Raw genomic sequence first — 23,710 nt, 5'->3', positions numbered from 1 at the left:
GGCGAGATCTACGTTCTGTCGAAAGATGAAGGCGGCCGTCACACCCCGTTCTTCAACAACTACCGTCCGCAGTTCTATTTCCGTACCACCGACGTGACCGGCTCGATCGAGCTGCCAGCGGACAAGGAAATGGTCATGCCAGGCGATAACGTGTCGATCACCGTCAAGCTGATCAGCCCGATCGCGATGGAAGAAGGCCTGCGTTTCGCCATCCGCGAAGGCGGCCGTACCGTCGGCGCCGGCGTGGTTGCCAAGATCCTGGCCTAACTTCGGTTAGCTGGATCGCCTGAGGGGCTCTGTCCCTCGGGCACCACAGGTGGGGACAGACTTTTTGGTCTGTCCCCATCTTTATGAGGGGGAACGATGCTATACTCCCGCCTCTTGAGCAGTGCCGTAGGACCTTTCACACATTGCCGGCTACGAGCCGGAACGTTCTTTTAAAGGAAATAGCATGTCCGCTAACCAGAAAATCCGCATTCGCCTGAAGGCATTCGACTACAAGCTGATCGACCAGTCCGCACTGGAAATCGTCGACACCGCCAAGCGCACCGGCGCCGTGGTCAAGGGCCCAGTCCCACTGCCAACCCGTATCCAGCGTTTCGACATCCTGCGTTCGCCGCACGTCAACAAGACCTCGCGCGACCAGTTCGAAATCCGTACGCACCAGCGCCTGATGGACATCGTTGATCCTACCGACAAGACCGTCGACGCGCTGATGAAGCTGGACCTGCCAGCTGGCGTGGACGTCGAAATCAAGCTGCAGTAATCGCATATTCGCCGGCGCAGCAATGCGCCGCGAAGCAAAGGCCGGGAAGTCCGCAAGGGTTCCCGGCCTTTGTCATTATTTTTGCCATTTGGTAAAAATTTGCTGGTCTACCGCTGGTGCATTGCCACGCCGCGCGTCCGTCCTTACCATGGTGACGTCGAGAGAACGCATCAACGCGAGGAACCCATGCAGCTCAGTCACCGTTTGACCCATGCCGCCACCAGCTTGCGGCGTGCTTCCTGGCTGCAGCTTGCCGGCTATGGCTTCCTCGCGTTTTTCGTGTTCGCGCTAACCAGGCAGGCCCTGCCTGCCGACCTGTCGGCGGCGCTGCGTCCCTTCGGCCTGGTGCTGCTGCTGGCGCTGGTCGTTGCGAAAGACCTCGCGCATGCCCCGGATGCAGTCAAGCGCTTCCACGCCGCGCGCGGATGGCGTGCACGCGTCGCTGCATTCCTGCCGCCCGAGCTGGTCGGCTTGTTCCGGCTCGACCGGCTGATGTGGACCGGCTTCGCCCAGTGGCTGCTGCGCCGCCCGCCGGCGCCACGCCCGCAAGGCCTCGAGCTGAGCTACCTGCGCCGCGGCGCCTACGGCACCGCCATCGGCGTGGCGATGGTGGCCCTGTTCCTCGAACTGCCGGTCGACGTCCTGCTGGTCAACCTGTGGATCCAGGATGCCGATACGCGCCTGATCGTCCACGTGGTGGCCGGCATCGGTGTGCTGTATTCCTTCGCGTGGATACTCGGAGACCGCTGGCATGTGGGCGGCGGCTGCCATGTGCTGCATGAAGGCGTGCTGCACCTGCGCGTGGGCGTGCGCACCGAAGGCAGCATTGCCTTGCACGCGATCGCGCGCTGCGAACGGGTGGAGGAAGCGCCGGAGCGCTGGCGCCGCCGCCATGGCATCCACGCATCCGAGACCCTGCTGGTCACGCCTTTCGACAAGCCCAATTGCGTGCTGCTGCTCAAACCCGACGCCGAGGTCACGCTGCTGCACTGGCAGGTCAAGCGCCGGGCGCCGCGCTATGTGCTGATGTACCTGGACCGGCCGGAGCTGCTGGCCAGCCAGGTACGCGCGACTTAACCCTTCGAGCCGGTTTTCCAGCGCATGCCGAAACCGAAGTGGCGGTCCATCAGCTCGTGCGCGCTGGTGCCGCCCGACTGCTGGAAGTATTCGGCCAGCTTGGTCACCTGCATGCTGCCGCCGCGGTTCTCGATCAGCGCGATCGCGCACATGATCTGGTTGCCGCCGCCATCGAGCCGCACTTCGATCGGCGCCTGGTCCGGCGCGGCGATCGTCACCACGCCGTCGGTCGCTGCCCAGTTGGGCACGCCCTCGTAGATGAAGGAGAAGATCAGCGCGCGCCGGATCTGGTCGAAGCGCTCGCCGTTGATATACAGGTTCTCGCCCCCGCTCGCGGCCCCGGTGCGGTCGTCCGCATCGAGCTTGATAAAGGGCTCGCGCTCGAGATCGCCCCAGGAATTGCCGAGCGCCTGCACCAGGCCGCGGCGGCCGTCGGCCAGCTCGTACATGCAGCCCAGGTCCAGGTCGATGCCGCCGCGGCCCTTGCGCTTGGGATTGGCGCCCGCGATCAGCTTGTCGAAGAAGCCGGTCTTCTGCGGCGGCGGAGGCGCCGCGGTCGACGATTGGTTCCAGTTCAGGTTGACGTGGATGCGGCCGAAGCTTTTTCCCGCGCGCTTGTCGAGCGAGACCTTGTCGCCGCGTTTCTCCAGCGTGACCTTCGACAGCGAGACTTTCGGCGAAGGCGAAGGCGTGGGTGCAGCCGCCGGTGCAGGCGCGGCAGCAGGCACCGACTTGGGCGCGGCTTCGCTGCCGCCGAAATGCGCCAGCAGCGCCGACAGGCCGCCATTGAAGCCCTGGCCGACCGCGCCGAAGCGCCAGGTGCCGTCGCGCCGGTACAGTTCCGCGACGATCACGGCCTTCTCATCGCCGAAGTCGGCTCCCGACCAAGGGAAGCGCAGGGCGCTGCCGATGCTCAAGCTGCAGGCGCCGAGCGAGCGCATCGTCTGCGCGCCGTCGATGGCCGCGACGAAGACCAGCTTGGCGATCGATGCCGGCAGCAGGTCGAGATTCACTGCGAAGCGGGCGGTGGAGCCCAGCTCCAGCCGCACCGCGCCCTCGGGGCTTGCCAGCTGGTTGTAGAACACCATGTAGCGGTCGTCCGCCAGCCGGTCGGATGCATCCAGGCCGAAGCAGGACACGTCGACCGACATGCCGGGCGCCTGCAGCTCGATGTCGACGCTGAAGGCGCTGCCGCAGCCGAGGTCCTGCAGTTTTCCCTTTTGCCCGCGTGCGAACTGGTTCATGTGGGTTCTCCTTCGAGTGAGGTGCGGCGCCCGGCGTCGAGCCCATGGGCGCCGAAACGGTGCGATTGTTCGACCAGGCGCTCGGCCCAGGCGCGGTGGGTGGCGACTTCGCACATGGCGTCGTCCATGCGGAACACGGCCGGGCTGGCGTCGTCCAGGATGGCGCGCGCCACCGCCAGGTCTTGCGGGCGCACCTTGTAGTGCTGCTCGATGGGGCCGATCTGGGTCGGGTGGATCGCCGTCTTGCCGACCATGCCGTAGGCGAGATCTTCCGACACCTCCTGGTCCAGCAGCTCGGGCAGGTCGAGGTATTCGAACACCGGCGCGGTCAGCGCGAAACCATAGGGGCGGAAGGTGGTCACCAGGCGCGCGATGACGGGGCCCAGCGGGGTGCGGTAGATCGTCATGCCGCGCGGCCGGCGCAGGCCGAGCAGGGCCAGCAGGTCGTTGCCGCCGATGCGCAGGCAGACGATGCGCTGGCGCACGCCCGGGGCATCGAACACGGCGCGCAGCTGCTGCATCTCGCTGTCGCAAAATACCTCGGCGGTTTCCAGCGTCGGCATCAACACGTGATCGGTATCGCGCACGAGGCGGAAATAGGTGTCGAAATTGTGGCGGGTGACCTTCGGCAGCACGAAGCCGGTCAGCTTCTCGCTGCCCGCCATCGCCAGCACGCGCTCCATCACTTCCGCATTGCGCACCCGGACGAAACGCTCGGCCGGGATCTCTTCAATCATGTTGGCCAGCACCACCGACAAATTGAACAGCGACCAGCTCAGCTCACGCTCGGCGATGGCGTCCTCGAGGCAGAAGATCAGCGAGCGCGCCTGCGCCAGCTTCTCGCCGTTGGCGATCTGCGCCAGGTCCTTGTGATTGGCGGGCACGTACAGGGACGCGCCCATCGACTTGATCCGGTTAGCCATCTAATGCATTCCTGATGAGCGATACAGCATGGTAGGGGAGGCGCGGGTCGATCTCGACCGGCACCTGTTTTTCTTCGGCCAGCGCTTCCAGGTGCGCGACCTCCAGGGCGCCGCGCTCGCGCAGCACCAAGAGGCGTGGCGCGCGGCGCAGCAGCACGCGGGTGGCTTCGCCGATGCCTGGCTTGATCAGATTGACATCCTGGATGCCGTAGCCTGCCATGGCCCGCGCCAGGTAGGCGCGCGACGTGTCGCCAGCCAGCTTCGCGTCCAGCGCAACCGGTGCCGGCAAGCCGCTTGCCGCCTGCGCGGCGGCCAGCGCCACCAGCGCATCGGCAAAGCGCTGCGACTGGTCGTGCTCGGCATACTCGCCGTAATACACGCAGCCGTGGAAGTCCTGCGGGCCGATGCGCTCGTCCAGCACCGTGCGGCTCACCAGGCCGGATACCGTCGCGTTCAGGATGCTCGACGGGATCAGGTAATCCTCGCCGGAGGCCGCGCAGGCGGCGGCGCCGGCCAGGTCCGACAGCACGTACAGGCCGCCGTCGATACTGCTGCCCTGGCTGGCATTGAAGGCGGCAACCGACTGCGCCAGCTCGCGTGCGATCACGCCCTTGCCGGTCCAGCCGTCGACGAACACGATCGATTCCGGCGCGTGGCCCTGGGTCAGGATGTGGCGCAGCGCTGCAGCGTCCAGGCCGCGGTCGCGCACGATCGACACCGAATAGTGCGTCGCCGTGCGCCCGAATACCTCGCGCAGCAGGCGCGCCACCACCACGCCCACCGGCGTGCCGGCACGCGCCAGCGACACCAGGGCGATGTCGCCCGCGCGCCTATCTGCGATCAATGCGCCGAGGCGCAGGCAATCCTGCGCCATGCGCGCATTGTTGGCGCGGCAGGCCTGCTCGAACAGCGCCATGTAGCGGCTGGAAGGCACCGCTTCGGGCGAAAGCATCTGGCTGTAATGCTTCTTCCCGGACTGGATCAGGCGCTCCTTGTCATCCACGCTGGTGAAGGCCTGCGCCGCCAGGGGCGTGAGCAGGAACTCCACCTCGCCGCTGCGGTAGCTGCCCGAAAAGCTCACAGCGCCCCCACCGTGCTGCGGGCCAGCTGGGTGGCGCGCGGCACGATCGCATAGTCGCAGGCTGCCATGAAGGGGGCATCCGAGCGGCTGTCGCCCATGCCGAAGGTGACGATGTCGCCATGCTCGGCGCGCAGCAGATCGGTGACGCAGGCCACGGCATGCGCCTTGTCGAGCGCCTTAGGCAGGATGGCCAGGTTGTTGCCGTTGCGGTGGACGACATAGTCCTTGTTGCCATCGGCGATCCAGGGCCGCACCACCTCGTCTTCGATCGGCGCCAGGCGCGCGTGCTGCTTGTCCGGGTCTTTCACCACCAGGAAGAAGGGCGTGGCGAAATCCTCGATCATGCGCGCACGTCCACCGAAGCCGGTGCGCGCCGCATAGGCGTCGATGTGCAGGGCCAGCTCCTGCAGGCCGGGCAGGGCGGCGTGCATGGCCTCGCGCATGCCTTCCAGCCAGGGCATGTGGGCGCTGCCGTCGGGAAGCAGCACGACGCCGCCGTAATTGATGACGGCGTAGCTGTCGAAGGGCAGGTGCACGCGGCGCAGGCCATCCAGGTCGCGCGCGGTGGTCGGGATGACCGTCATCCCGTCCTGCACGAAGGCGAGGAAAGCACGCTGGGCGCGGGTGGTGTACGAGCAGATGCTGCCGTCCTTGTAATAGGCGGCCGGCTCCAGGGCGTCGCCGCCGCTGCACTTCTCGAAAGTCTGGAACAGCGTGTCGTCCAGGTCAGCGAACAGGAACTTCTTCAACTTGGTCCTCTAGCAGGAAATGGAACAGGCGCGCGTCCAACTGGCGCGCCAGGTCGAGCAGGGCAGGGCTCACGGCCGTCTCGTGGCAGACCAGCACGTGGTCGTACTGTCCGGGCGCGACGTTGTAGATGAAATTGGCGACGCCTTCGCCGTAGTTGTCCGGAAAGCTCAAGGCATGGCTCACCGCGCCCCAGGTCAGGATCGGCGAGCGGGTGGTCGATTGCACCATCACGTTCACGCCGCGCCGCTCCAGCGCCGCGCCCAGCAGCATGGCTGCGTGCATGAATTCTCCGGTGCCCAGCACCAGCACCGATGCGCCGGGGGCGAATTCGCCGGCTAGCTGCGCGGCCAGCGTTTGCGCCGCGCCCAAGGCGCCAGCCAAACCGAGACGCCCGAAGCGCGTGCTGGCGCCGCGGTCCGCGTTCGGGTCATAGCGCTGCGCTTCGCCCGCCGGCGCCACGAACTCGCCCGGCGTGAACCGGTATTCGCCGCTCACCAGCGCGCCCATGCTCACTGGCAGGCCGAAACGCGCGCTCAAGCCCTCGGTGGCTGCCGCACCCATGAAATTGGTGATCGTCGCCAGGTGCACACGTTCGATGCCCGGGTTCAGGCGCCGGCAGGCCTGAGTCAGGTTCAGGAAGGTGTTGCCCGTGCTGGCCTCGTCGTCCACCAGCACCAGGGTGGGCGCTTGCAACAGCAGCGCCTGCAGCGCCGGGTCCTGCGGCAGGTGCAGGAACTGGCGCGGCGCGTGGCTGTGTGCTTCCTCGAATTCGATCAGGGGGCCCGTGCCCACGCGGTAGCGCGTGGTGTGCACGAACAGGGCGTTTTGTCCCGGGTGGGCGCGCAGCCAGGCCTCGAACACGCCCTGGCCCAGGCCGATCGCGGTCTCCGCCATGGCTATGAAGACCACCGGGCCATCGACGCCTGGCACGGTCGCGGCCAGGCGGTCGTGGATGGCGATCATGGCCGAGGGCTTGACCGGCCAGTGCTTGCCCAGCACCTTGCTCAGGAACAGGAAGCCGCGCTTGGCGTTGGCCCGTGCCGCAAAGCCCAGCAGCGCGTCGGCCTCTTCCAGACCGAAGTCGAGCGTGAGCTCGAGCTGGCCGGTCGGCAGCATCACGCTGCGGCGCGCCAGGCTCGCAGGATCGGACTTGGCGTTCATGCCAGCTCCACGGCCTGCGCCACTTCGACCACGCGCATGCCGTTGCGTACTTCCTCCACCTCGACCGTGTCGAAGCCGTCGGCGAAGCCCTTCAGTGCGATCCACGGCAGGTTCGGGCCGGCCGCGCAGGCCATGCCGATGCCGCCCGACATGCGCGGATTGATCTCGAGCAGGCGCACGCGGCGCGCCTCGCCCTTGCCCGATTCGCGGAACTGCACGTTGAAGATGCCGTTCAGGCCATAGTCGCGCGCCAGTTTGGTGGTGGCCTCGACGATCTCGGGACGCATGTCGATCAACTGGCCGCTGCCGGCCGAGAGCTTGCGGCGCGCCACCGCCGCCACCAGGCGGCCGTTGTCGCCCACGCAGTCGACGCTGTATTCATGCCCGTCGAGGAACTCCATCAGCAGCATGCTGCGGAACTGCCCCAGCTCGGCCAGGCCGCGGCGCAGGTCGGCGTAGCCGATATGGTATTCGACGTCCGCCAGCAGCAGGGCGGCGCTGGAGCGCTCCTCGTCGATGACGGCAAAGCCCAGGCCATAGATCGAGCGCGAGGGTTTGAGGCACAGCTTGGCGTGGCGCGGGCGCAGCTCGGCCCACGCAGCGTCGAACTGTTCGACGTTCTCGAAGTGGCGGAACTCGGCCACCGGCGCCTGCGGCAGCGCGGTTTCGGCATAGAAGCCGGCCTTGTCGTGGATGAGCTGCAGCTTCGCGGGCGAGGCCGCGCTCAGTACGCGCGTGCCGAGTGCTTCGAAGCGCTCGTGGTGCGCGGCCAGCGTGGTCGCCTCGCGCCCCGGCACGAAGATGTCGATGCGGTGCTCGCGGCAGAAGGCCAGGCACCAGTCGACGTAGGCCTGCGCTTCCAGCCCGGTCGGTTCGCTGTAGAACTCGTGCGCCAGGCGCGCGGCCGGGGTGTGGCGGTTGGCATTGCTGTGGATGATCGTGAAGCGCCCGGCCGTATCGGCCTGGCGGATCAAGGTAAAGGCGGCGTAGACGGACGAGAACGTCCTGTTGTACCAGACGCGCATGGAGTCCTAAGTAGAAGTGGAGATTGGCGCCCGCCTGGGTTCGCGCGGGCGCAGTGAAACGGTGGAGGGCGCCCTAGACGTTGACGCCGAACGAGCGGGCCAGCGGGCCCAGGCCGCCCTTGAAGCCCTGGCCGACGGCGCGGAATTTCCATTCGCCGCCGTGGCGATAGAGTTCGCCGAAGATCATCGCGGTTTCGGTCGAGCTGTCTTCGGACAGGTCGTAGCGTGCGATCTCGGCTTCGCCGGCCGCGTTCAGGCAGCGGATATAGGCCTTGCCGACCATGCCGAAGTTCTGGCCGCGCGCGTCGGCGTCGTGGATGGTGACGCAGAACGAGATCTTGTCGACTTCGGCAGGGACTGCAGCGAGATCGATGGCGATCTTCTCGTCGTCGCCGGCGCCCTGGCCGGTCGTGTTGTCGCCCGCATGCACCACCGAGCCGTCGCTCGACTTCAGGTTGTTATAGAAGATGAAGTCGGCATCGGCCCGCACCTTGGCATCGGACTTGAGCAGAAAGGCGCTGCCGTCGAGGTCGAACGCGGCGCCGTCGGTCGAACGCGGGTCCCAGCCCAGGCCGATGATGACCTTGGTAAGGCCGGGCGCTTCCTTGCTCAGGTTGACGTTACCACCTTTTTGCAGACTGATTGCCATACAAACTCCTTTTCTGTCAGGGATGCGGCCGACGGGATTGCCGCCGAGCCGGGCTTGGATCGACACGCCGATATAGTAGGCGTTAATTATTCAATTGTACACGCCGAGTATTCCACCTTTCCGGGGCAGGGGTGTCCATACGGCCGCGCCGGCGGCAACCCGGCCCGGCACACTATTTTCACAATTGCACAACACAGCTATTGCAAAACCTGCGGGACCACCCTTATAATTCGGCTCCCCGGGCGGTTAGTTCAGTTGGTTAGAATACTTGGTCGACATCCAAGGGGTCGCAGGTTCGAATCCTGCACCGCCCACCAGAATTCCTCAGTAGTTCCAGATCGCAGGCTCCCCAAGCCTGCAGAGAAAAGACGCAACAAGGTCTTTTCTGCGCCGGCCAGCAGGTCGGATTCCTTTCTTTCTCCAAGTGCAGCGGAAAACGCAACAGGGTCGACATACCCCCGAATCTCTTGTTGCGTCAAGCCTTTTTGCACGCTATACTAGCCGGCTTCGGTATGGGTTTATCTTTTTTGCCCACACCTTTTCCTGTAGTTAAATTAGCCCCGCCCAATCGTAGGTGGGAATGGAGAAAAAATGAGCCTGGGCCTTCTCGGTCGCAAGGTTGGCATGATGCGCATCTTCACGGATGACGGGGATTCGATCCCAGTTACCGTGCTCGACGTGTCGAACAACCGTGTTGCGCAAGTCAAAACTCCTGAAACTGACGGTTATACCGCTGTTCAGGTTGTATTCGGTCAACGTCGCGCTTCCCGCGTGATCAAAGCCGCCGCCGGTCACTTCGCCAAAGCTGGCGTGGAAGCCGGTACGATGCTGAAGGAATTCCGCATCGATTCCGCCAAAGCCGCTGAACTCAAAGCCGGCGACACCATCGATGCATCGATGTTCGAAGTGGGCCAGAAAATCGACGTGCAAGGCACCTCGATCGGTAAGGGCTACGCCGGTACCATCAAGCGTCACAACTTTGCCTCGGGTCGCGCTACCCACGGTAACTCGCGTTCGCACAACGTTCCTGGCTCCATCGGTATGGCCCAGGATCCAGGCCGCGTGTTCCCAGGCAAGCGCATGACCGGTCACATGGGCGACGTCACCGTCACCACCCAGAACCTGGAAGTCGCTCGTATCGACGCTGAGCGTCAACTGCTGCTGGTGAAGGGTGCCGTTCCTGGCGCCAAGAACGGCCAAGTGGTTGTCAAGCCAGCCGTCAAAGTCAAAGCCAAGAAAGGAGCTTAATTATGGAACTTCAGCTCCTGAATGAGCAAGGTCAAGCTGGCGCCGGCGTTGCCGCCGCCGATACCGTGTTCGGCCGCGAATACAACGAAGCGCTGATTCACCAGGTCGTGGTCGCCTACGCTGCCAACGCACGTAGCGGTAACCGCAAGCAGAAAGACCGTGAAGAAGTCCACCACACCACGAAGAAGCCATGGCGCCAAAAAGGTACCGGCCGCGCTCGTGCTGGTATGTCGTCGTCGCCACTGTGGCGCGGCGGTGGTCGCATCTTCCCGAACTCGCCTGACGAGAACTTCACCCACAAGGTCAACAAGAAGATGTTCCGTGCAGGTATCTGCTCGATCTTCTCGCAACTGGCTCGTGAAGGCCGTCTGGTCGTTATCGAAAACCTGTCGATCGACGCTCCAAAAACCAAGCTGCTGAGCCAAAAGCTCCAGGGCATGGGCCTGGAATCGGTCATGGTGATCACCGACACCATCGAAGAAAACCTGCTGCTCGCCTCGCGCAACCTGCCACACGTGCTGGTCGTCGAGCCGAAAGCTGCCGATCCGATGTCGCTGGTGTTCTACAAAAAAGTCCTGGTCACCAAAGCTGCACTGGCCAAGATCGAGGAGATGTACGCATGAGCGCCGCAATCAAATTCAGCGAAGAGCGCCTGATGAAGGTGCTGCTGGCTCCGGTCATTTCCGAAAAGGCGACTTTCGTCGCTGAAAAGAACGAACAGATCGTGTTCAAGGTTCTGCCGGATGCGACCAAGCCAGAAATCAAGGCTGCCGTCGAGCTGCTGTTCAAAGTCGAAGTGGAATCGGTGCAAACCGCAAACCGCGAAGGCAAGCAGAAGCGTTCGGGCCGTTTCACCGGTCGTCGCAACCACACCAAGCGCGCTTTCGTGGCCCTGAAGCCGGGTCAGGAAATCAATTTTGTCGAGGAGGCTAAATAATGGCACTCGTTAAGATGAAGCCAACCTCCCCAGGCCGTCGCGGCATGGTGAAAGTTGTGACCGAAGGCCTGTACAAGGGCCGTCCGTTCGCAGCACTGGTTGAAAAGAAATCGAAAACTGCCGGCCGTAACAACAACGGCCACATCACCACCCGTCACATCGGTGGTGGTCACAAGCAACACTACCGTATGGTGGACTTCAAGCGCAACGACAAGGACGGTATCCCGGCCAAGGTCGAGCGCATTGAATACGACCCGAACCGTACCGCGCACATCGCTCTGCTGTGCTACGCGGATGGTCATCGTGCGTACATCATCGCCACCAAAGGCATGGCTGTCGGCGACAGCGTCATGAACGGCTCGGAAGCGCCGATCAAGTCGGGCAACTGCCTGCCAATCCGTAACATCCCGGTCGGTACCGTGATGCATTGCGTCGAAATGCTGCCAGGTAAGGGTGCCCAGATGGCCCGTACCGCCGGCGCCGGCGTCGTGCTGATGGCCCGCGAAGGCACCTACGCCCAGGTCCGCCTGCGCTCGGGTGAAGTTCGTCGCGTGCACATCGAGTGCCGCGCTACCGTTGGCGAAGTCGGCAATGCCGAGCACAGCCTGCGCAAGATCGGTAAGGCTGGTGCGATGCGCTGGCGCGGTGTTCGTCCTACCGTTCGCGGTGTGGTCATGAACCCGGTCGATCACCCGCACGGTGGTGGTGAAGGTAAAACCGCAGCTGGTCGTCATCCAGTGTCGCCTTGGGGCCAACAGACGAAGGGCAAGAAGACGCGTTCGAACAAGCGTACTTCGTCGATGATCGTTTCGCGCCGCGGCAAGAAATAAGGGATAACACATGACTCGTTCATTGAAAAAAGGGCCGTTCGTTGACGCCCACCTGGTGAAAAAAGTCGAAGCCGCGCAAGCGAACAAAGACAAAAAGCCGGTAAAAACCTGGTCGCGCCGCTCGACGATCACGCCTGACTTCATCGGTCTGACGATCGCTGTGCACAACGGCAAGCTGCACGTGCCTGTGTACGTGTCGGAGAACATGGTCGGCCACAAGCTCGGCGAATTCGCGCTGACCCGTACGTTCAAGGGCCACGCCGCTGACAAGAAGGCGAAAAAATAATGGAAACTAAAGCAATCCTCAAAGGCGTGCGCCTGTCGGAACAAAAGGGTCGCCTCGTTGCTGACCTGATCCGCGGCAAGAAAGTTGACGCAGCACTCAACATTCTGCAGTTCAGCCCGAAGAAGGGCGCGACCATCATCAAGAAGGTTCTCGAGTCGGCGATCGCCAACGCGGAACACAACGATGGCGCCGACATCGACGAGCTGAAAGTCGTGCAGATCTATGTTGAAAAGGGCCCGATCCTCAAGCGCTTTACGGCTCGCGCCAAAGGCCGCGGCGATCGCATTTCGAAACAATCCTGTCACATTTACGTGACTGTCGGTAACTAAGGGGTCATACGATGGGTCAGAAAATCCACCCAACCGGCTTCCGCCTGGCGGTCACCCGTAACTGGGCATCGCGTTGGTATGCTGGCAACGGCAACTTCGCCGACATGCTGAAGGAAGACCTGGAAGCTCGCGCTTTCCTGAAGAAGAAGCTGAAGAACGCTTCGGTCGGCCGCATTGTCATCGAGCGTCCTGCCAAGAACGCACGCTTCACCATCTACTCGTCGCGTCCTGGTGTCGTGATCGGTAAAAAAGGCGAAGACATCGAAGTGCTGAAGACCTCGCTGGCGAAGATCATGGGCGTGCCCGTGCACGTCAACATCGAAGAGATCCGCAAGCCTGAGATCGATTCGCAGCTGATCGCCGACTCGATTTCGCAGCAGCTGGAAAAGCGCATCATGTTCCGCCGCGCGATGAAGCGTGCGATGCAAAACGCCATGCGTCTGGGTGCCGTCGGCATCAAGATCATGTCGTCGGGCCGCCTGAACGGCATCGAAATCGCACGTACCGAATGGTACCGCGAAGGCCGTGTGCCTCTGCACACCCTGCGCGCCGATATCGACTACGGCACCAGCGAAGCATCGACCACCTACGGCATCATCGGCGTCAAGGTCTGGGTCTACAAGGGCGACCGTTCGGTCACCGGCGAAGCCCCAGTCATCGACACCCCGCCGGACGAGAAGAAGCCACGCGGTCCACGTCGTGACGATGGCAAGCCATCGCGCGGCCCACGTCCAGCCGGCGGCGCCCGTCCAGCCACTGCAGCGCCAACCGTGCGTGCTCGTCCAGCCGTCAAGCTGGCGACCCCAGCCGCCGCTGCGCCAGCTGAGAAAGCAGGAGAATAAGCATGCTGCAACCATCGCGCAGGAAGTATCGTAAAGAGCAGAAAGGCCGTAACACCGGCATTTCGCACACCCGCGGCACCGCGGTCTCGTTCGGTGAATTCGGTCTGAAGGCAGTTGCCCGCGGCCGTATCACTGCACGCCAGATCGAAGCGGCACGTCGCGCCATGACCCGTCACATCAAGCGTGGCGGCCGTATCTGGATCCGTATCTTCCCGGACAAGCCGATTTCGAACAAGCCGGCCGAAGTCCGTATGGGTAACGGTAAGGGTAACCCAGAGTACTACGTCGCTGAAATCCAGCCAGGCAAAGTCCTGTACGAGATGGACGGCGTCGCAGAAGAACTGGCACGCGAAGCGTTCCGCCTGGCCGCTGCCAAACTGCCACTGGCTACCACGTTCGTGGTTCGCCAGGTCGGCCAATAAAAGGAGTTGAATATGAAAGCATCGGAACTCCTCGGCAAGGACCAGGAAGCCCTGCAAAAGGAGCTGAATGAGCTGCTCAAGGCCCAGTTCGGCCTGCGCATGCAAATCGCTACCCAGCAGCTGGGTAACACTTCGCAGCTCAAGAAAGTACGTCGCGACATCGCACGTGTGAAGACCGTGATGAACCAGAAGGAAGCCAAATGAACGACACCACTAAAACGGCGCTGAAGCGTACGCTGGTCGGCAAAGTCGTGTCCGACAAAATGGACAAGACGGTGACCGTACTGATCGAGCGTCACGTGAAGCACCCGCTGTACGGCAAAATCATCGTGCGCTCGAACAAGTATCACGCGCACGACGAAACCAACCAGGTCAAGACCGGCGACACGGTCGAGATCACGGAAGGTCGCCCGATCTCGAAGACGAAAGCGTGGACGGTGACGCGCGTTGTGCAAGAAGCACAAGTCATCTAAGCACTGAAATTTGTCTTGCGTGGCCCGCTGGTATCTGGGATACTAGCGGGCTTCGTTCATGTGTTGCCGCAGTTTGTCCCCCCTCGGTAAAGCGGCCTGTGTAACGAGAGTTATTTGGAAAGTCCATCACCCAAACATGGGGCTCCAGCAGGGGCGTCATGGCGGGACCAAGACTGACCGCAGGCCTACGGTTCGCCGTGGGGTTTCTTCGGCTTAAGTTGGGAAAGAAAATACTATGATTCAAACCGAAAGCCGGCTCGAAGTGGCCGACAACACCGGTGCAAAAGAAGTTTTGTGCATCAAGGTGTTGGGCGGTTCCAAGCGCCGTTATGCGAGCATTGGCGACGTGATCAAGGTAACCGTCAAGGTTGCTGCGCCACGTGGTCGTGTCAAAAAAGGTGAAATTTACAACGCCGTGGTTGTGCGTACCGCCAAAGGTGTGCGCCGCCAGGATGGTTCCCTGGTCAAGTTCGATGGCAACGCCGCCGTCCTGCTGAACGCCAAGCTGGAGCCGATCGGTACCCGTATCTTCGGACCAGTGACCCGCGAACTGCGCACTGAGAAGTTCATGAAGATCGTGTCCCTGGCACCTGAAGTTCTGTAAGGATACGACATGGATAAGATTCGTAAAAACGACGAAGTCATCGTTCTGGCCGGTAAAGACAAGGGCAAGCGCGGTGTCGTTCAGAAGCGTGTAGACGCTGAACACGTCATCGTCGAGGGCGTCAACGTCGCTAAGAAAGCGACCAAGCCGAACCCGATGACCGGTGTTACTGGTGGTATCGTCGACAAGACTATGCCGATTCACGTGTCGAACGTCGCGCTGTTCAATGCTGCGACCGGCAAGGCAGATCGCGTTGGCTTCAAAGACCAGGACGGCAAAAAAGTCCGCGTCTTCAAGTCGAGCGGCGAAGTAGTGAAGGGGTAAGAATAAATGGCCCGTCTCCAAGATATTTACAAAGAAAAAATCGTTGCCGAGCTGACCGAGAAATTCGGTTACAAGTCGGTGATGGAAGTGCCGCGCCTGACCAAGATCACCCTGAACATGGGTCTGTCGGAAGCAGTCGCTGACAAGAAGATCATCGAGCACGCGACCGGCGACCTGACCAAGATCGCCGGCCAGAAGCCAGTCGTGACCAAGGCCCGTAAGGCAATCGCAGGTTTCAAGATCCGCGAAGGCTATCCGATCGGTACCATGGTGACCCTGCGCGGCGCCCGCATGTACGAATTCCTGGATCGCTTCATCACCGTGGCCCTGCCGCGCGTGCGTGACTTCCGTGGCGTGAACGGCAAGTCGTTTGACGGCCGTGGCAATTACAACATCGGCGTCAAAGAGCAGATCATCTTCCCGGAAATCGATTACGACAAGATCGACGCGCTGCGTGGCATGAACATCTCGATCACGACCACCGCTAAGACCGACGAAGAAGCCAAAGCGCTGCTCGCCGCCTTCAAATTCCCGTTCAGGAACTAAGAGCATGGCAAAACTTGCACTGATTAACCGCGAACAGAAGCGTGCAGACCTGGTGGAGAAATTCGCCGCAAAGCGTGCAGCTCTGAAAGCGATCATCAACGACCAGTCGAAGTCGGAAGAAGAGCAATACGAAGCACGCCTGAAACTGCAGGCACTGCCACGTAACTCGGCGCCGACCCGCCAGCGTAACCGCTGCGCCATCACCGGTCGTCCACGTGGCACTTTCCGTAAATTCGGTCTTGCCCGCACCAAAGTCCGTGAGTTCGCCATGAAAGGCGAAATCCCGGGTATGACCAAAGCCAGCTGGTAATAGGAGAATATGCAATGAGTATGAGCGATCCTATCGCCGATATGCTGACCCGCATTCGCAACGCACAAGTTGTCCAGAAAACCACGGTCGCAATGCCGTCGTCCAAAGTCAAGGTTGCCATTGCCAACGTCCTGAAGGACGAGGGTTACATTGAAGATTTCGCCGTGTCCACCGAAGGTGGCAAGTCGGAACTGAAAATCGGTTTGAAGTATTACACCGGCCGTCCGGTCATCGAGCGCATCGAGCGCGTCTCGCGTCCTGGCCTGCGCGTCTACAAGGGCAAGAACGAGATCCCGACCGTCATGAACGGCCTGGGCGTCGCTATCGTTTCGACCCCGCAAGGCGTCATGACCGACCGCAAGGCACGTGCTACCGGCGTCGGTGGCGAAGTGCTGTGCTACGTGGCTTAAGGAGTAGACATGTCTCGAGTAGCTAAGATGCCAATCGCCGTCCCGGCCGGTACCGATGTCGCGATCAACGCGTCGTCGATCACCGTCAAGGGCCCGCTGGGCACCCTGACCCAGGCCCTGAACGGCCAGGTCAAAGTAGAAAACAAAGACGGCGTGCTGAGCTTTGACGTGGTGGACGATTCCCGTGAATCGAACGCCATGTCGGGTACCCTGCGCGCCCTGGTCAACAACATGGTTACCGGCGTCACCAAGGGTTTCGAGCGCAAGCTGAACCTGGTGGGCGTGGGCTACAAGGCAGCAGTGCAGGGCAACGCCCTGAACCTGTCCCTGGGCTTCTCGCACCCGGTGCTGCACGCGATGCCGGAAGGCGTCACTGCAACCACCCCGACCCCGACCGAGATCCTGATCAAGGGTATCGATCGTCAAAAGGTCGGCCAGGTGGCTGCCGAAGTGCGTGCTTACCGCTCGCCTGAGCCTTACAAGGGCAAGGGTGTCCGTTATTCGGACGAAGTGGTGAAGCTTAAAGAAACCAAGAAGAAATAATCGGAGCTGACATGGACAAGAAACAATCGCGTCTGCGTCGCGGACGTCAAACCCGCATCAAGATTGCACAGCTGGGCGTGAACCGTTTGTCGGTTCACCGCACCAACCTGCATATCTATGCGAACCTGATCAGCCCGGACGCAAAGGTGCTGGTGTCGGCTTCGACGCTGGAAGCGGAAGTTCGCGCTGAACTGGCTGGCAAGACTGGCGTCGGCGGCAACGCTGCCGCAGCTGCCATCGTCGGCAAGCGCGTCGCTGAAAAAGCACTGAAAGCAGGAATCACCGAAGTAGCGTTCGACCGCTCGGGTTTCCGTTACCACGGCCGTGTGAAGGCGCTGGCGGAAGCCGCGCGTGAAGCCGGTCTGAAGTTCTAAGGAAGAATCGTCATGGCAAAAATGCAAGCGAAAATGGCAAGCGACAAGCCGGATGATGGCATGCGCGAGAAAATGATCGCGATCAACCGCGTGACCAAAGTGGTCAAGGGTGGTCGTATCATGGGTTTTGCAGCGCTGACCGTTGTCGGTGACGGCGATGGCCGCATCGGCATGGGCAAAGGCAAGTCGAAGGAAGTTCCAGTCGGCGTGCAAAAAGCGATGGAAGAAGCCCGCCGAAACCTGATCAAGGTGCCCCTCAAGAACGGTACCCTGCACCACACCGTCACCGGTCGTCACGGCGCCTCGCGCGTCATGATGTCGCCAGCCAAGCCTGGTACCGGCGTCATCGCTGGTGGCGCAATGCGCGCTATCTTCGAGGTGATGGGCGTGACCGACGTGGTCGCCAAGTCGACCGGTTCGTCGAACCCGTACAACCTGGTTCGCGCAACGCTCGACGGCCTGTCGAAAATGAGCACTGCTTCCGACATCGCTGCCAAGCGCGGCAAGTCGGTTGAAGACATCCTGGGTTAAGGGGAAGAAAATGGCAAACACTGTCAAAGTTCAGCTCGTCAAGGGCCTGATCGGTACCCGTCAGGATCACCGTGCCACCGTGCGCGGCCTGGGTCTGCGTCGTGTCAACTCGGTCTCCGAGCTGCAGGACACCCCATCCGTGCGTGGCATGATCAACAAAGTCGCGTACCTCGTTAAAGTAGTCTCGTAAGCCTTCGGGCTTACGTACGGAGAAATCAATGGAACTCAATACCATTCAACCAGCTGACGGCGCCAAGCACTACAAGCGCCGCGTCGGTCGCGGTATCGGCTCCGGCCTGGGCAAGACTGCCGGCCGTGGTCACAAGGGTCAGAAATCGCGTTCGGGCGGCTTCCACAAAGTCGGCTTCGAAGGCGGTCAGATGCCTCTGCAGCGTCGTCTGCCGAAGCGTGGCTTCAAGTCGCTGAACGCGACCTTCAAGGCGGAAGTTCGCCTGTCGGACCTGAACAACCTGGCTGTCGGCGATGTCGACATCATGGTGCTCAAGCAAGCAGGCATCCTGCCAGTGCTGGCGCGCGACGTGCGTGTCATCCTGTCGGGCGAGGTCACCAAGGCGGTGAACCTCAAGGGCCTGAAGGTCTCGGCCGGCGCGAAAGCGGCGATCGAAGCAGCTGGCGGTTCGGTCGCTTAATTGCGGCCCTGCCTGATCGGAGCAAAAATTGGCGACTAATTCACAACTTGGTAAAAGCGCTGCGTCCGGATTCCCCTGGGGCCGGCTGTGGTTTTTGCTTGGCGCGTTGGTCGTGTACCGCATCGGTGCTCACATCCCGGTCCCCGGGATTGACCCGGTGCAGCTGGCGGCACTGTTCAAGCAGAATGAAGGCGGCATCCTGGGCATGTTCAACATGTTCTCGGGCGGCGCCTTGTCCCGCTTTACCGTGTTCGCCCTCGGCATCATGCCTTACATTTCGGCTTCGATCATCATGCAGCTCGCATCGATCGTTTCGCCGCAACTCGAGGCGCTGAAGAAAGAGGGCGAAGCCGGCCGCCGCAAGATCACCCAGTACACCCGTTACTTCACGGTGGCGCTGGCTCTGTTCCAGGCGTTCGGTATCGCGGTCGCGCTCGAGTCGCAGCCTGGTCTTGTGCTCGATCCGGGCATGGGCTTCCGCTTCGTCACGGTGACGACTCTGCTGACCGGCACCATGTTCCTTATGTGGCTGGGCGAGCAGATCACCGAGCGTGGTCTTGGCAACGGTATTTCGATCATCATTTTTGCCGGTATCGCAGCAGGTCTGCCGTCGGCCCTCGGTGGCTTGTTCACCCTGGTCTCGAACGGTTCGATCAGCAGCTTCTCCGCGATCATTATCGTGGTCCTGGTAGCAGCGGTAACGTATGCCGTCGTGTTCGTGGAACGCGGGCAGCGCAAGATCCTGGTGAATTACGCAAAACGCCAAGTCGGCAACAAGGTGTACGGTGGCCAAACCAGCCACCTGCCCCTGAAGCTGAACATGGCCGGCGTGATCCCACCGATCTTCGCTTCCTCGATCATCCTGTTCCCGGCGACGATCGTCGACTGGTTCACGCGTGGCAAGGATTCCACGAGCCCGTTCATCGGGTTCCTGAAAGACCTCGCTGCGTCGATGGGTCCAGGCGAGCCGATCCACGCGTTGCTGTATGCGGTGGCGATTGTGTTTTTCTGCTTCTTCTATACGGCGCTGGTATTTAACAGCAAGGAAACGGCGGACAACTTGAAGAAGAGCGGCGCGTTTGTCCCAGGCATTCGTCCTGGCGACCAGACCGCACGCTACATCGACAAGATCCTGATGCGCCTGACCCTGGCCGGTGCGGTTTACATCACCCTGGTGTGTTTGGTGCCGGAATTCATGACCTCGCAGTGGAAAGTTCCTTTCTACTTCGGTGGCACGTCCCTCCTGATTGTGGTGGTGGTGACGATGGACTTCATGGCACAAGTACAGAATTACGTTATGTCGCAACAGTACGAATCATTGTTGCGGAAGGCGAACTTCAAGGGCGGTATTCCGTCGCGTTAAGCGGGAAGGCATAGAGCGAATGGCAAAAGACGACGTCATCCAAATGCAAGGGGAGATTCTCGAGAATCTCCCGAACGCAACATTTCGCGTGAAGCTGGAAAATGGGCACGTGGTTTTGGGGCATATCTCGGGTAAAATGCGGATGAATTACATCCGTATTCTCCCGGGCGACAAGGTGACGGTGGAGTTGACCCCGTACGACCTGTCCCGGGCCCGCATTGTGTTCCGCACCAAGTAAAAATCATTAAGTAAAACGAACCGAAGAGAGTGCAAAATGAAAGTTAACGCTTCAGTCAAGCGGATCTGCCGCAACTGCAAGATCATCAAGCGCAAGGGCGTGGTCCGTGTGATCTGCGTCGAGCCGCGTCACAAGCAGCGTCAAGGTTAAGAGGAATAACGAATGGCACGTATTGCAGGGGTTAACATCCCAAATCATCAGCACACTGTTATCGGCCTGACGGCGATCTACGGTGTTGGCCGTCCACGCTCGCAGAAGATCTGCGACGCGACCGGTATCGCGACCAACAAGAAGGTCAAGGACCTCGACGATAACGAACTCGAGAAGCTGCGTGACGAAGTCGCGAAGTTTGTCGTGGAAGGCGATCTGCGCCGCGAACTGTCCATGAACATCAAGCGTCTGATGGATCTGGGCTGCTACCGCGGCATGCGTCACCGTAAGGGTCTGCCAGTGCGCGGTCAGCGTACCCGCACCAATGCTCGTACCCGCAAGGGCCCGCGCAAGGCCGCTCAATCGCTCAAGAAATAATCTAGGAACCGACCATGGCCAAGCAACAGAGCAGCGCAGCAGCAGCCCGCGTGCGCAAGAAAGTCAAGAAGAACGTCGCCGAGGGCATCGCCCACGTGCACGCTTCGTTCAACAACACCATCATCACCATCACCGATCGCCAGGGCAATGCCCTGTCGTGGGCAACCTCCGGCGGCGCCGGCTTCAAGGGTTCGCGCAAGTCGACCCCGTTCGCAGCTCAGGTTGCTGCCGAAGCTGCTGGCAAGGTCGCTCAGGAATCGGGCGTGAAGAACCTGGAAGTGCGCATCAAGGGCCCAGGCCCAGGCCGTGAATCGGCTGTGCGTGCACTGAACAACCTGGGCATCAAGATCACCGAGATCCAGGACGTCACTCCAGTTCCACACAACGGCTGCCGTCCTCCAAAGCGTCGTCGTATCTAATCAGATGCGATAACGCGCGCGTCCGGCGGTCTTCGGACTGCCGGTCGTGGCGAAAAGCCTACAACGGGGCCTTGCGCCCCGTTGTGTATTACGAGATTAGCCGGTGCAGAGCCCAGAAATGGGTTATACTGCCCGGCTCTTGTCGCCTGCCGCATTCTGCTGGCAGGTGTTTGTAAGCCACGTCCGCTCAACATTGGGTCGGACTAGCGCCTGGATGCGACAGCATCGCTGGGGCGTGATTAAATTTAAAAGGTAACTAACGTGGCACGTTATATCGGACCAAAAGCAAAACTGTCGCGCCGTGAAGGCACTGACCTGTTCCTCAAGAGCGCACGCCGCTCGCTCGACTCGAAGTGCAAACTGGACATCAAGCCAGGCCAGCACGGCGTCAAGTCGGGTGCCCGCACCTCGGACTACGGCAACCAGCTGCGTGAAAAGCAGAAGGTCAAGCGCATGTACGGCATCCTGGAACGCCAGTTCCGCCGCTACTTCGCCGACGCATCGCGTAAAAAAGGCAACACCGGCGAAACCCTGCTGAAGCTGCTGGAAGCGCGTCTCGACAACGTCGCTTACCGCATGGGCTTCGGCTCGACCCGCGCCGAAGCACGCCAGCTGGTGAGCCACAAGGCGTTCACCGTCAACGGCAACGTCGTGAACATCGCTTCGTACCAGGTCAAGACCGGCGACGTGATCGCTGTGCGCGAAAAGGCCAAGAAGCAGGTTCGTATCGCTGAAGCCCTGTCGCTGGCAGAGCAGGTCGGCATGCCGAGCTGGGTCTCGGTCGACAGCAAGAAGATGGAAGGCACCTTCCGTTCGTTCCCAGAACGCAACGAAATCGCTGCCGACGTCAACGAAGCGCTGATCGTCGAACTTTACTCGCGTTAATTGACTGCGACAGAGACGGCGTTAGCCGGCTCCGTGGCAGTCATCCCGGCGCAGGCCGGGGCCCAAGTCTGGTGGCATCGCTACCAACTTGGGTTCCGGCCTGCGCCGGAACGACGTGGCGGTGTGCGGCTGCAGCGACCTCAAGGTCGGCGCCGCATCAGGATCGGATTCTCACCGCTCCCCGTCGTTCACCACATTCGCCTCACCGCCTGCTCGTCGAGCAGGCGCTTTATTTATTAATGCCATCAGCCTTATCGGTGTAACGAACCGAGGGTATTGAAAAGGACATTTCATGCAAAACAGTCTGTTGAAGCCACGTATCATCGACGTCGAAGCACTCGGCGCCGGCCACGCTAAAGTCGTGATGGAGCCGTTCGAGCGTGGCTATGGCCACACCCTGGGTAACGCGCTGCGCCGCGTCCTGCTGTCGTCGATGACCGGCTATGCACCGACCGAAGTCACCATCGCCGGCGTCGTGCACGAGTACTCGTCGCTGGACGGCGTGCAGGAAGACGTCGTCGACCTGCTGCTGAACCTGAAGGGTGTCGTCTTCAAGGTCCACAACCGTGACTCCGTGACGCTGACCCTGAAGAAGGAAGGCGAAGGCGCCGTCCTGGCTTCGGACATCGACCTGCCGCATGACGTGGAACTGATCAACCCGGATCACGTGATCGCTCACCTGACCGCCGGTGGCAAGCTGGACATGCAGATCAAGGTCGAGAAGGGCCGTGGCTACGTTCCTGGTAACGTGCGTCGCCTGTCGGAAGACACCAACAAGACCATCGGCCGCATCATCCTGGACGCATCGTTCTCGCCAGTGCGCCGCGTGTCGTACGCAGTGGAATCGGCACGTGTCGAACAGCGTACCGACCTGGACAAGCTGATCATCAACATCGAGACCAACGGCGTCATCACCCCGGAAGAAGCGATCCGCCAGTCGGCACGCGTCCTGGTGGACCAGCTGAACGTGTTCGCCGCCCTGGAAGGCACCGAAGCCGCCGCCGAAGCGCCATCGCGCGCTCCGCTGGTCGATCCGATCCTGCTGCGTCCAGTCGACGACCTCGAGCTGACCGTGCGTTCGGCAAACTGCCTGAAAGCAGAAAACATCTACTACATCGGCGACCTGATCCAGCGTTCGGAAAACGAACTGCTCAAGACGCCGAACCTGGGTCGCAAGTCGCTCAACGAAATCAAGGAAGTCCTGGCTTCCCGCGGCCTGACCCTGGGTATGAAACTCGAGAACTGGCCACCAGCTGGTTTGGAAAAATAAGACTTCACCCGAAAGTACACACCTACTTTCGGGTGGAATCGGCCAAAAAGGACTGGCGAAGCCAGATCCTTCTTGGATGAAAAAACAGAAGTAATTGCAGTACCTGCCCGGACAATGTCTGTCCGGGCAGTTTTAAACCCTTATGAACCGGTCCGCGGTCATGCGCAAGCATGAACGATCGAAGAACTGGAATATAAACACTCGAAAGGAACTACCATGCGTCACCGTCACGGCCTTCGCAAGCTGAACCGTACTTCGTCCCACCGCCTGGCAATGCTGCGCAACATGACCGTCTCCCTGCTGCGTCATGAAGCCATCAAGACCACCGTGCCAAAAGCTAAGGAACTGCGCCGCGTCATCGAGCCGATCCTGACCCTGGGCAAGACCGACACCCTGGCAAACAAGCGCCTGGCCTTCGCTCGCCTGCGCGACCGCGAAATGGTCCTGAAGCTGTTCGCTGAACTGGGCCCACGTTACGCCAACCGTAACGGCGGCTACCTGCGCATCCTGAAGATGGGTTTCCGCGTGGGCGACAACGCGCCAATGGCGTATGTCGAACTGCTGGACCGTCCAGAAGTCACCTCGGCTGAAGACGCACCAACCGCCGAGTAATCGCTTTGTGCGACGACTAGAAGAACCAGGCCTCGCGCCTGGTTTTTTTTCGTCCTTCGC

Annotated in this window: 38 protein-coding genes and 1 tRNA gene; 32 read left to right on the top strand and 7 right to left on the bottom strand. The window is 61.3% G+C overall.

Features of this window, described 5'->3' with window-relative positions; genetic code table 11:
• The 3 genes from AC3XQU_RS12285 to AC3XQU_RS12275 form a co-directional block, all read left to right on the top strand.
• Nucleotides 1-267, top strand: a 267-nt coding sequence (locus tag AC3XQU_RS12285; RefSeq protein ID WP_489874432.1) for an EF-Tu C-terminal domain-related protein, incomplete at its 5' end; no start/stop codon positions are given.
• Between the two features lie 184 nt (nt 268-451).
• On the top strand, nt 452-766 hold the full coding sequence (gene rpsJ, locus AC3XQU_RS12280; RefSeq protein ID WP_091877180.1) for a 30S ribosomal protein S10: 315 nt from the start codon (nt 452-454) through the stop codon (nt 764-766).
• Nucleotides 767-952: 186 nt separating this feature from the next.
• Entirely contained in the window at nt 953-1,843 is an 891-nt protein-coding gene (locus AC3XQU_RS12275) for a hypothetical protein (protein ID WP_489874431.1), read from the top strand.
• Here AC3XQU_RS12275 and AC3XQU_RS12270 read toward each other — a convergent pair.
• From AC3XQU_RS12270 to AC3XQU_RS12240, 7 genes are all read right to left on the bottom strand, one after another.
• Nucleotides 1,840-3,087, bottom strand: a complete 1,248-nt coding sequence (locus AC3XQU_RS12270; RefSeq protein WP_489874430.1) for a TerD family protein — start codon at nt 3,085-3,087, stop codon at nt 1,840-1,842. The two genes, AC3XQU_RS12275 and AC3XQU_RS12270, sit on opposite strands and share 4 nt — an antisense overlap.
• Nucleotides 3,084-4,010: an HpcH/HpaI aldolase/citrate lyase family protein gene (locus AC3XQU_RS12265; RefSeq protein WP_489874429.1), complete on the bottom strand. Its 927-nt coding sequence runs from the start codon at nt 4,008-4,010 to the stop codon at nt 3,084-3,086. Before AC3XQU_RS12265 ends, AC3XQU_RS12270 begins: the two co-directional genes overlap by 4 nt.
• On the bottom strand, nt 4,003-5,091 hold the full coding sequence (locus tag AC3XQU_RS12260) for a cysteine protease StiP family protein (protein ID WP_489874428.1): 1,089 nt from the start codon (nt 5,089-5,091) through the stop codon (nt 4,003-4,005). The genes AC3XQU_RS12265 and AC3XQU_RS12260 overlap by 8 nt, the downstream gene beginning before the upstream one ends.
• Entirely contained in the window at nt 5,088-5,840 is a 753-nt protein-coding gene (locus tag AC3XQU_RS12255; RefSeq protein ID WP_489874427.1) for an HAD family hydrolase, read from the bottom strand. The genes AC3XQU_RS12260 and AC3XQU_RS12255 overlap by 4 nt, the downstream gene beginning before the upstream one ends.
• A complete protein-coding gene (locus tag AC3XQU_RS12250) occupies nt 5,818-7,002 on the bottom strand; it encodes a phosphoribosyltransferase domain-containing protein (protein ID WP_489874426.1) in 1,185 nt (394 codons plus the stop codon). The genes AC3XQU_RS12255 and AC3XQU_RS12250 overlap by 23 nt, the downstream gene beginning before the upstream one ends.
• Nucleotides 6,999-8,027: an ATP-grasp domain-containing protein gene (locus AC3XQU_RS12245; RefSeq protein WP_489874425.1), complete on the bottom strand. Its 1,029-nt coding sequence runs from the start codon at nt 8,025-8,027 to the stop codon at nt 6,999-7,001. The genes AC3XQU_RS12250 and AC3XQU_RS12245 overlap by 4 nt, the downstream gene beginning before the upstream one ends.
• Nucleotides 8,028-8,100: 73 nt before the next feature.
• The gene (locus tag AC3XQU_RS12240) at nt 8,101-8,676 is read right to left on the bottom strand and encodes a TerD family protein (protein ID WP_489874424.1); all 576 of its coding nucleotides are present in this window, start codon (nt 8,674-8,676) and stop codon (nt 8,101-8,103) included.
• Between the two features lie 240 nt (nt 8,677-8,916).
• On the opposite strand from AC3XQU_RS12240, the gene AC3XQU_RS12235 reads away from it, so the two are divergent.
• The 29 genes from AC3XQU_RS12235 to rplQ all read left to right on the top strand — a co-directional run bounded on the left by AC3XQU_RS12235 (nt 8,917) and on the right by rplQ (nt 23,650).
• A tRNA-Val gene (locus AC3XQU_RS12235) sits at nt 8,917-8,993 on the top strand.
• A gap of 274 nt (nt 8,994-9,267) precedes the next feature.
• A complete protein-coding gene (gene rplC, locus AC3XQU_RS12230) occupies nt 9,268-9,924 on the top strand; it encodes a 50S ribosomal protein L3 (protein WP_489874423.1) in 657 nt (218 codons plus the stop codon).
• A 2-nt stretch (nt 9,925-9,926) separates the two neighbouring features.
• Nucleotides 9,927-10,547, top strand: a complete 621-nt coding sequence (gene rplD, locus AC3XQU_RS12225; RefSeq protein WP_489874422.1) for a 50S ribosomal protein L4 — start codon at nt 9,927-9,929, stop codon at nt 10,545-10,547.
• Nucleotides 10,544-10,861 carry a 50S ribosomal protein L23 gene (gene rplW / locus AC3XQU_RS12220; protein ID WP_171085187.1) on the top strand — a complete coding sequence of 106 codons (318 nt, stop codon included), beginning with the start codon at nt 10,544-10,546 and terminating at the stop codon, nt 10,859-10,861. The genes rplD and rplW overlap by 4 nt, the downstream gene beginning before the upstream one ends.
• Nucleotides 10,861-11,691 (top strand): 50S ribosomal protein L2, encoded by an 831-nt coding sequence (rplB, locus tag AC3XQU_RS12215; protein ID WP_489874421.1) that lies wholly within the window; start codon nt 10,861-10,863, stop codon nt 11,689-11,691. Before rplW ends, rplB begins: the two co-directional genes overlap by 1 nt.
• A gap of 10 nt (nt 11,692-11,701) precedes the next feature.
• Nucleotides 11,702-11,977 (top strand): 30S ribosomal protein S19, encoded by a 276-nt coding sequence (rpsS, locus tag AC3XQU_RS12210; RefSeq protein WP_056337578.1) that lies wholly within the window; start codon nt 11,702-11,704, stop codon nt 11,975-11,977.
• Nucleotides 11,974-12,306: a 50S ribosomal protein L22 gene (gene rplV, locus AC3XQU_RS12205; protein ID WP_171085678.1), complete on the top strand. Its 333-nt coding sequence runs from the start codon at nt 11,974-11,976 to the stop codon at nt 12,304-12,306. Before rpsS ends, rplV begins: the two co-directional genes overlap by 4 nt.
• A gap of 11 nt (nt 12,307-12,317) precedes the next feature.
• The gene (rpsC, locus tag AC3XQU_RS12200; RefSeq protein ID WP_489874420.1) at nt 12,318-13,148 is read left to right on the top strand and encodes a 30S ribosomal protein S3; all 831 of its coding nucleotides are present in this window, start codon (nt 12,318-12,320) and stop codon (nt 13,146-13,148) included.
• Between the two features lie 2 nt (nt 13,149-13,150).
• A complete protein-coding gene (gene rplP, locus AC3XQU_RS12195; protein WP_005663456.1) occupies nt 13,151-13,570 on the top strand; it encodes a 50S ribosomal protein L16 in 420 nt (139 codons plus the stop codon).
• A 12-nt stretch (nt 13,571-13,582) separates the two neighbouring features.
• Nucleotides 13,583-13,774, top strand: coding sequence for a 50S ribosomal protein L29 (gene rpmC, locus AC3XQU_RS12190; RefSeq protein WP_091877207.1), 192 nt, complete (start codon nt 13,583-13,585; stop codon nt 13,772-13,774).
• Nucleotides 13,771-14,043, top strand: a complete 273-nt coding sequence (gene rpsQ, locus AC3XQU_RS12185) for a 30S ribosomal protein S17 (RefSeq protein WP_258826434.1) — start codon at nt 13,771-13,773, stop codon at nt 14,041-14,043. The genes rpmC and rpsQ overlap by 4 nt, the downstream gene beginning before the upstream one ends.
• 235 nt (nt 14,044-14,278) lie before the next feature.
• On the top strand, nt 14,279-14,647 hold the full coding sequence (rplN, locus tag AC3XQU_RS12180) for a 50S ribosomal protein L14 (protein ID WP_155436388.1): 369 nt from the start codon (nt 14,279-14,281) through the stop codon (nt 14,645-14,647).
• Nucleotides 14,648-14,656: 9 nt separating this feature from the next.
• Entirely contained in the window at nt 14,657-14,971 is a 315-nt protein-coding gene (gene rplX / locus AC3XQU_RS12175) for a 50S ribosomal protein L24 (RefSeq protein WP_091877211.1), read from the top strand.
• Nucleotides 14,972-14,977: 6 nt separating this feature from the next.
• Nucleotides 14,978-15,517, top strand: a complete 540-nt coding sequence (rplE, locus tag AC3XQU_RS12170) for a 50S ribosomal protein L5 (RefSeq protein ID WP_489874419.1) — start codon at nt 14,978-14,980, stop codon at nt 15,515-15,517.
• Between the two features lie 4 nt (nt 15,518-15,521).
• Complete coding sequence (rpsN, locus tag AC3XQU_RS12165; RefSeq protein ID WP_091877215.1) at nt 15,522-15,827, top strand: 30S ribosomal protein S14; 306 nt, start codon at nt 15,522-15,524, stop codon at nt 15,825-15,827.
• Between the two features lie 14 nt (nt 15,828-15,841).
• A complete protein-coding gene (rpsH, locus tag AC3XQU_RS12160; protein ID WP_171085175.1) occupies nt 15,842-16,237 on the top strand; it encodes a 30S ribosomal protein S8 in 396 nt (131 codons plus the stop codon).
• A 9-nt stretch (nt 16,238-16,246) separates the two neighbouring features.
• The gene (gene rplF, locus AC3XQU_RS12155) at nt 16,247-16,780 is read left to right on the top strand and encodes a 50S ribosomal protein L6 (RefSeq protein ID WP_489874418.1); all 534 of its coding nucleotides are present in this window, start codon (nt 16,247-16,249) and stop codon (nt 16,778-16,780) included.
• An 11-nt stretch (nt 16,781-16,791) separates the two neighbouring features.
• Entirely contained in the window at nt 16,792-17,154 is a 363-nt protein-coding gene (gene rplR, locus AC3XQU_RS12150; protein ID WP_489874417.1) for a 50S ribosomal protein L18, read from the top strand.
• Between the two features lie 12 nt (nt 17,155-17,166).
• On the top strand, nt 17,167-17,685 hold the full coding sequence (gene rpsE / locus AC3XQU_RS12145) for a 30S ribosomal protein S5 (RefSeq protein ID WP_036208946.1): 519 nt from the start codon (nt 17,167-17,169) through the stop codon (nt 17,683-17,685).
• Between the two features lie 10 nt (nt 17,686-17,695).
• Nucleotides 17,696-17,875 carry a 50S ribosomal protein L30 gene (gene rpmD / locus AC3XQU_RS12140; RefSeq protein WP_020655693.1) on the top strand — a complete coding sequence of 60 codons (180 nt, stop codon included), beginning with the start codon at nt 17,696-17,698 and terminating at the stop codon, nt 17,873-17,875.
• Between the two features lie 28 nt (nt 17,876-17,903).
• A complete protein-coding gene (gene rplO, locus AC3XQU_RS12135; protein ID WP_171085167.1) occupies nt 17,904-18,335 on the top strand; it encodes a 50S ribosomal protein L15 in 432 nt (143 codons plus the stop codon).
• 28 nt (nt 18,336-18,363) lie between these two features.
• On the top strand, nt 18,364-19,698 hold the full coding sequence (gene secY, locus AC3XQU_RS12130; RefSeq protein WP_489874416.1) for a preprotein translocase subunit SecY: 1,335 nt from the start codon (nt 18,364-18,366) through the stop codon (nt 19,696-19,698).
• A 19-nt stretch (nt 19,699-19,717) separates the two neighbouring features.
• A complete protein-coding gene (gene infA, locus AC3XQU_RS12125; protein ID WP_005663428.1) occupies nt 19,718-19,936 on the top strand; it encodes a translation initiation factor IF-1 in 219 nt (72 codons plus the stop codon).
• Nucleotides 19,937-19,972: 36 nt separating this feature from the next.
• Nucleotides 19,973-20,086, top strand: coding sequence for a 50S ribosomal protein L36 (rpmJ, locus tag AC3XQU_RS12120; RefSeq protein ID WP_005663407.1), 114 nt, complete (start codon nt 19,973-19,975; stop codon nt 20,084-20,086).
• 12 nt (nt 20,087-20,098) lie between these two features.
• A complete protein-coding gene (gene rpsM, locus AC3XQU_RS12115; protein ID WP_056337616.1) occupies nt 20,099-20,464 on the top strand; it encodes a 30S ribosomal protein S13 in 366 nt (121 codons plus the stop codon).
• A 14-nt stretch (nt 20,465-20,478) separates the two neighbouring features.
• Nucleotides 20,479-20,883, top strand: coding sequence for a 30S ribosomal protein S11 (gene rpsK, locus AC3XQU_RS12110; protein WP_005663404.1), 405 nt, complete (start codon nt 20,479-20,481; stop codon nt 20,881-20,883).
• A gap of 261 nt (nt 20,884-21,144) precedes the next feature.
• The gene (gene rpsD, locus AC3XQU_RS12105) at nt 21,145-21,768 is read left to right on the top strand and encodes a 30S ribosomal protein S4 (RefSeq protein WP_259210994.1); all 624 of its coding nucleotides are present in this window, start codon (nt 21,145-21,147) and stop codon (nt 21,766-21,768) included.
• A 292-nt stretch (nt 21,769-22,060) separates the two neighbouring features.
• On the top strand, nt 22,061-23,038 hold the full coding sequence (locus AC3XQU_RS12100) for a DNA-directed RNA polymerase subunit alpha (RefSeq protein WP_171085163.1): 978 nt from the start codon (nt 22,061-22,063) through the stop codon (nt 23,036-23,038).
• Nucleotides 23,039-23,254: 216 nt separating this feature from the next.
• Complete coding sequence (rplQ, locus tag AC3XQU_RS12095) at nt 23,255-23,650, top strand: 50S ribosomal protein L17 (protein ID WP_489874415.1); 396 nt, start codon at nt 23,255-23,257, stop codon at nt 23,648-23,650.
• The last annotated feature ends 60 nt before the right edge of the window (nt 23,651-23,710 follow it).

It is taken from the genome of Telluria sp. AZSoR62, from assembly GCF_058111565.1.
This window is presented reverse-complemented; position numbering and strand designations above follow the sequence as displayed.

Excerpts from the sequence above, each read along its gene's own strand:
- rpsC (WP_489874420.1), top strand. The coding sequence starts at position 12,318 with ATGGGTCAGAAAATCCACCCAACCGGCTTCCGCCTGGCGGTCACCCGT.
- AC3XQU_RS12270 (WP_489874430.1), bottom strand. The coding sequence starts at position 3,087 with ATGAACCAGTTCGCACGCGGGCAAAAGGGAAAACTGCAGGACCTCGGC.
- rpsJ (WP_091877180.1), top strand. The coding sequence starts at position 452 with ATGTCCGCTAACCAGAAAATCCGCATTCGCCTGAAGGCATTCGACTAC.
- rpsH (WP_171085175.1), top strand. The coding sequence starts at position 15,842 with ATGAGTATGAGCGATCCTATCGCCGATATGCTGACCCGCATTCGCAAC.
- AC3XQU_RS12265 (WP_489874429.1), bottom strand. The coding sequence starts at position 4,010 with ATGGCTAACCGGATCAAGTCGATGGGCGCGTCCCTGTACGTGCCCGCC.
- AC3XQU_RS12240 (WP_489874424.1), bottom strand. The coding sequence starts at position 8,676 with ATGGCAATCAGTCTGCAAAAAGGTGGTAACGTCAACCTGAGCAAGGAA.
- rplX (WP_091877211.1), top strand. The coding sequence starts at position 14,657 with ATGGATAAGATTCGTAAAAACGACGAAGTCATCGTTCTGGCCGGTAAA.
- AC3XQU_RS12245 (WP_489874425.1), bottom strand. The coding sequence starts at position 8,027 with ATGCGCGTCTGGTACAACAGGACGTTCTCGTCCGTCTACGCCGCCTTT.
- rpsM (WP_056337616.1), top strand. The coding sequence starts at position 20,099 with ATGGCACGTATTGCAGGGGTTAACATCCCAAATCATCAGCACACTGTT.
- rplN (WP_155436388.1), top strand. The coding sequence starts at position 14,279 with ATGATTCAAACCGAAAGCCGGCTCGAAGTGGCCGACAACACCGGTGCA.
- infA (WP_005663428.1), top strand. The coding sequence starts at position 19,718 with ATGGCAAAAGACGACGTCATCCAAATGCAAGGGGAGATTCTCGAGAAT.
- rpmJ (WP_005663407.1), top strand. The coding sequence starts at position 19,973 with ATGAAAGTTAACGCTTCAGTCAAGCGGATCTGCCGCAACTGCAAGATC.
- rplB (WP_489874421.1), top strand. The coding sequence starts at position 10,861 with ATGGCACTCGTTAAGATGAAGCCAACCTCCCCAGGCCGTCGCGGCATG.
- rplQ (WP_489874415.1), top strand. The coding sequence starts at position 23,255 with ATGCGTCACCGTCACGGCCTTCGCAAGCTGAACCGTACTTCGTCCCAC.
- rplD (WP_489874422.1), top strand. The coding sequence starts at position 9,927 with ATGGAACTTCAGCTCCTGAATGAGCAAGGTCAAGCTGGCGCCGGCGTT.
- AC3XQU_RS12100 (WP_171085163.1), top strand. The coding sequence starts at position 22,061 with ATGCAAAACAGTCTGTTGAAGCCACGTATCATCGACGTCGAAGCACTC.
- rplE (WP_489874419.1), top strand. The coding sequence starts at position 14,978 with ATGGCCCGTCTCCAAGATATTTACAAAGAAAAAATCGTTGCCGAGCTG.
- rplO (WP_171085167.1), top strand. The coding sequence starts at position 17,904 with ATGGAACTCAATACCATTCAACCAGCTGACGGCGCCAAGCACTACAAG.
- rplP (WP_005663456.1), top strand. The coding sequence starts at position 13,151 with ATGCTGCAACCATCGCGCAGGAAGTATCGTAAAGAGCAGAAAGGCCGT.
- AC3XQU_RS12250 (WP_489874426.1), bottom strand. The coding sequence starts at position 7,002 with ATGAACGCCAAGTCCGATCCTGCGAGCCTGGCGCGCCGCAGCGTGATG.
- rpsN (WP_091877215.1), top strand. The coding sequence starts at position 15,522 with ATGGCAAAACTTGCACTGATTAACCGCGAACAGAAGCGTGCAGACCTG.
- rpmD (WP_020655693.1), top strand. The coding sequence starts at position 17,696 with ATGGCAAACACTGTCAAAGTTCAGCTCGTCAAGGGCCTGATCGGTACC.
- AC3XQU_RS12275 (WP_489874431.1), top strand. The coding sequence starts at position 953 with ATGCAGCTCAGTCACCGTTTGACCCATGCCGCCACCAGCTTGCGGCGT.
- rpsQ (WP_258826434.1), top strand. The coding sequence starts at position 13,771 with ATGAACGACACCACTAAAACGGCGCTGAAGCGTACGCTGGTCGGCAAA.
- rpsS (WP_056337578.1), top strand. The coding sequence starts at position 11,702 with ATGACTCGTTCATTGAAAAAAGGGCCGTTCGTTGACGCCCACCTGGTG.
- rplR (WP_489874417.1), top strand. The coding sequence starts at position 16,792 with ATGGACAAGAAACAATCGCGTCTGCGTCGCGGACGTCAAACCCGCATC.
- rpsE (WP_036208946.1), top strand. The coding sequence starts at position 17,167 with ATGGCAAAAATGCAAGCGAAAATGGCAAGCGACAAGCCGGATGATGGC.
- rpmC (WP_091877207.1), top strand. The coding sequence starts at position 13,583 with ATGAAAGCATCGGAACTCCTCGGCAAGGACCAGGAAGCCCTGCAAAAG.
- rpsK (WP_005663404.1), top strand. The coding sequence starts at position 20,479 with ATGGCCAAGCAACAGAGCAGCGCAGCAGCAGCCCGCGTGCGCAAGAAA.
- rplF (WP_489874418.1), top strand. The coding sequence starts at position 16,247 with ATGTCTCGAGTAGCTAAGATGCCAATCGCCGTCCCGGCCGGTACCGAT.
- rplC (WP_489874423.1), top strand. The coding sequence starts at position 9,268 with ATGAGCCTGGGCCTTCTCGGTCGCAAGGTTGGCATGATGCGCATCTTC.
- rplW (WP_171085187.1), top strand. The coding sequence starts at position 10,544 with ATGAGCGCCGCAATCAAATTCAGCGAAGAGCGCCTGATGAAGGTGCTG.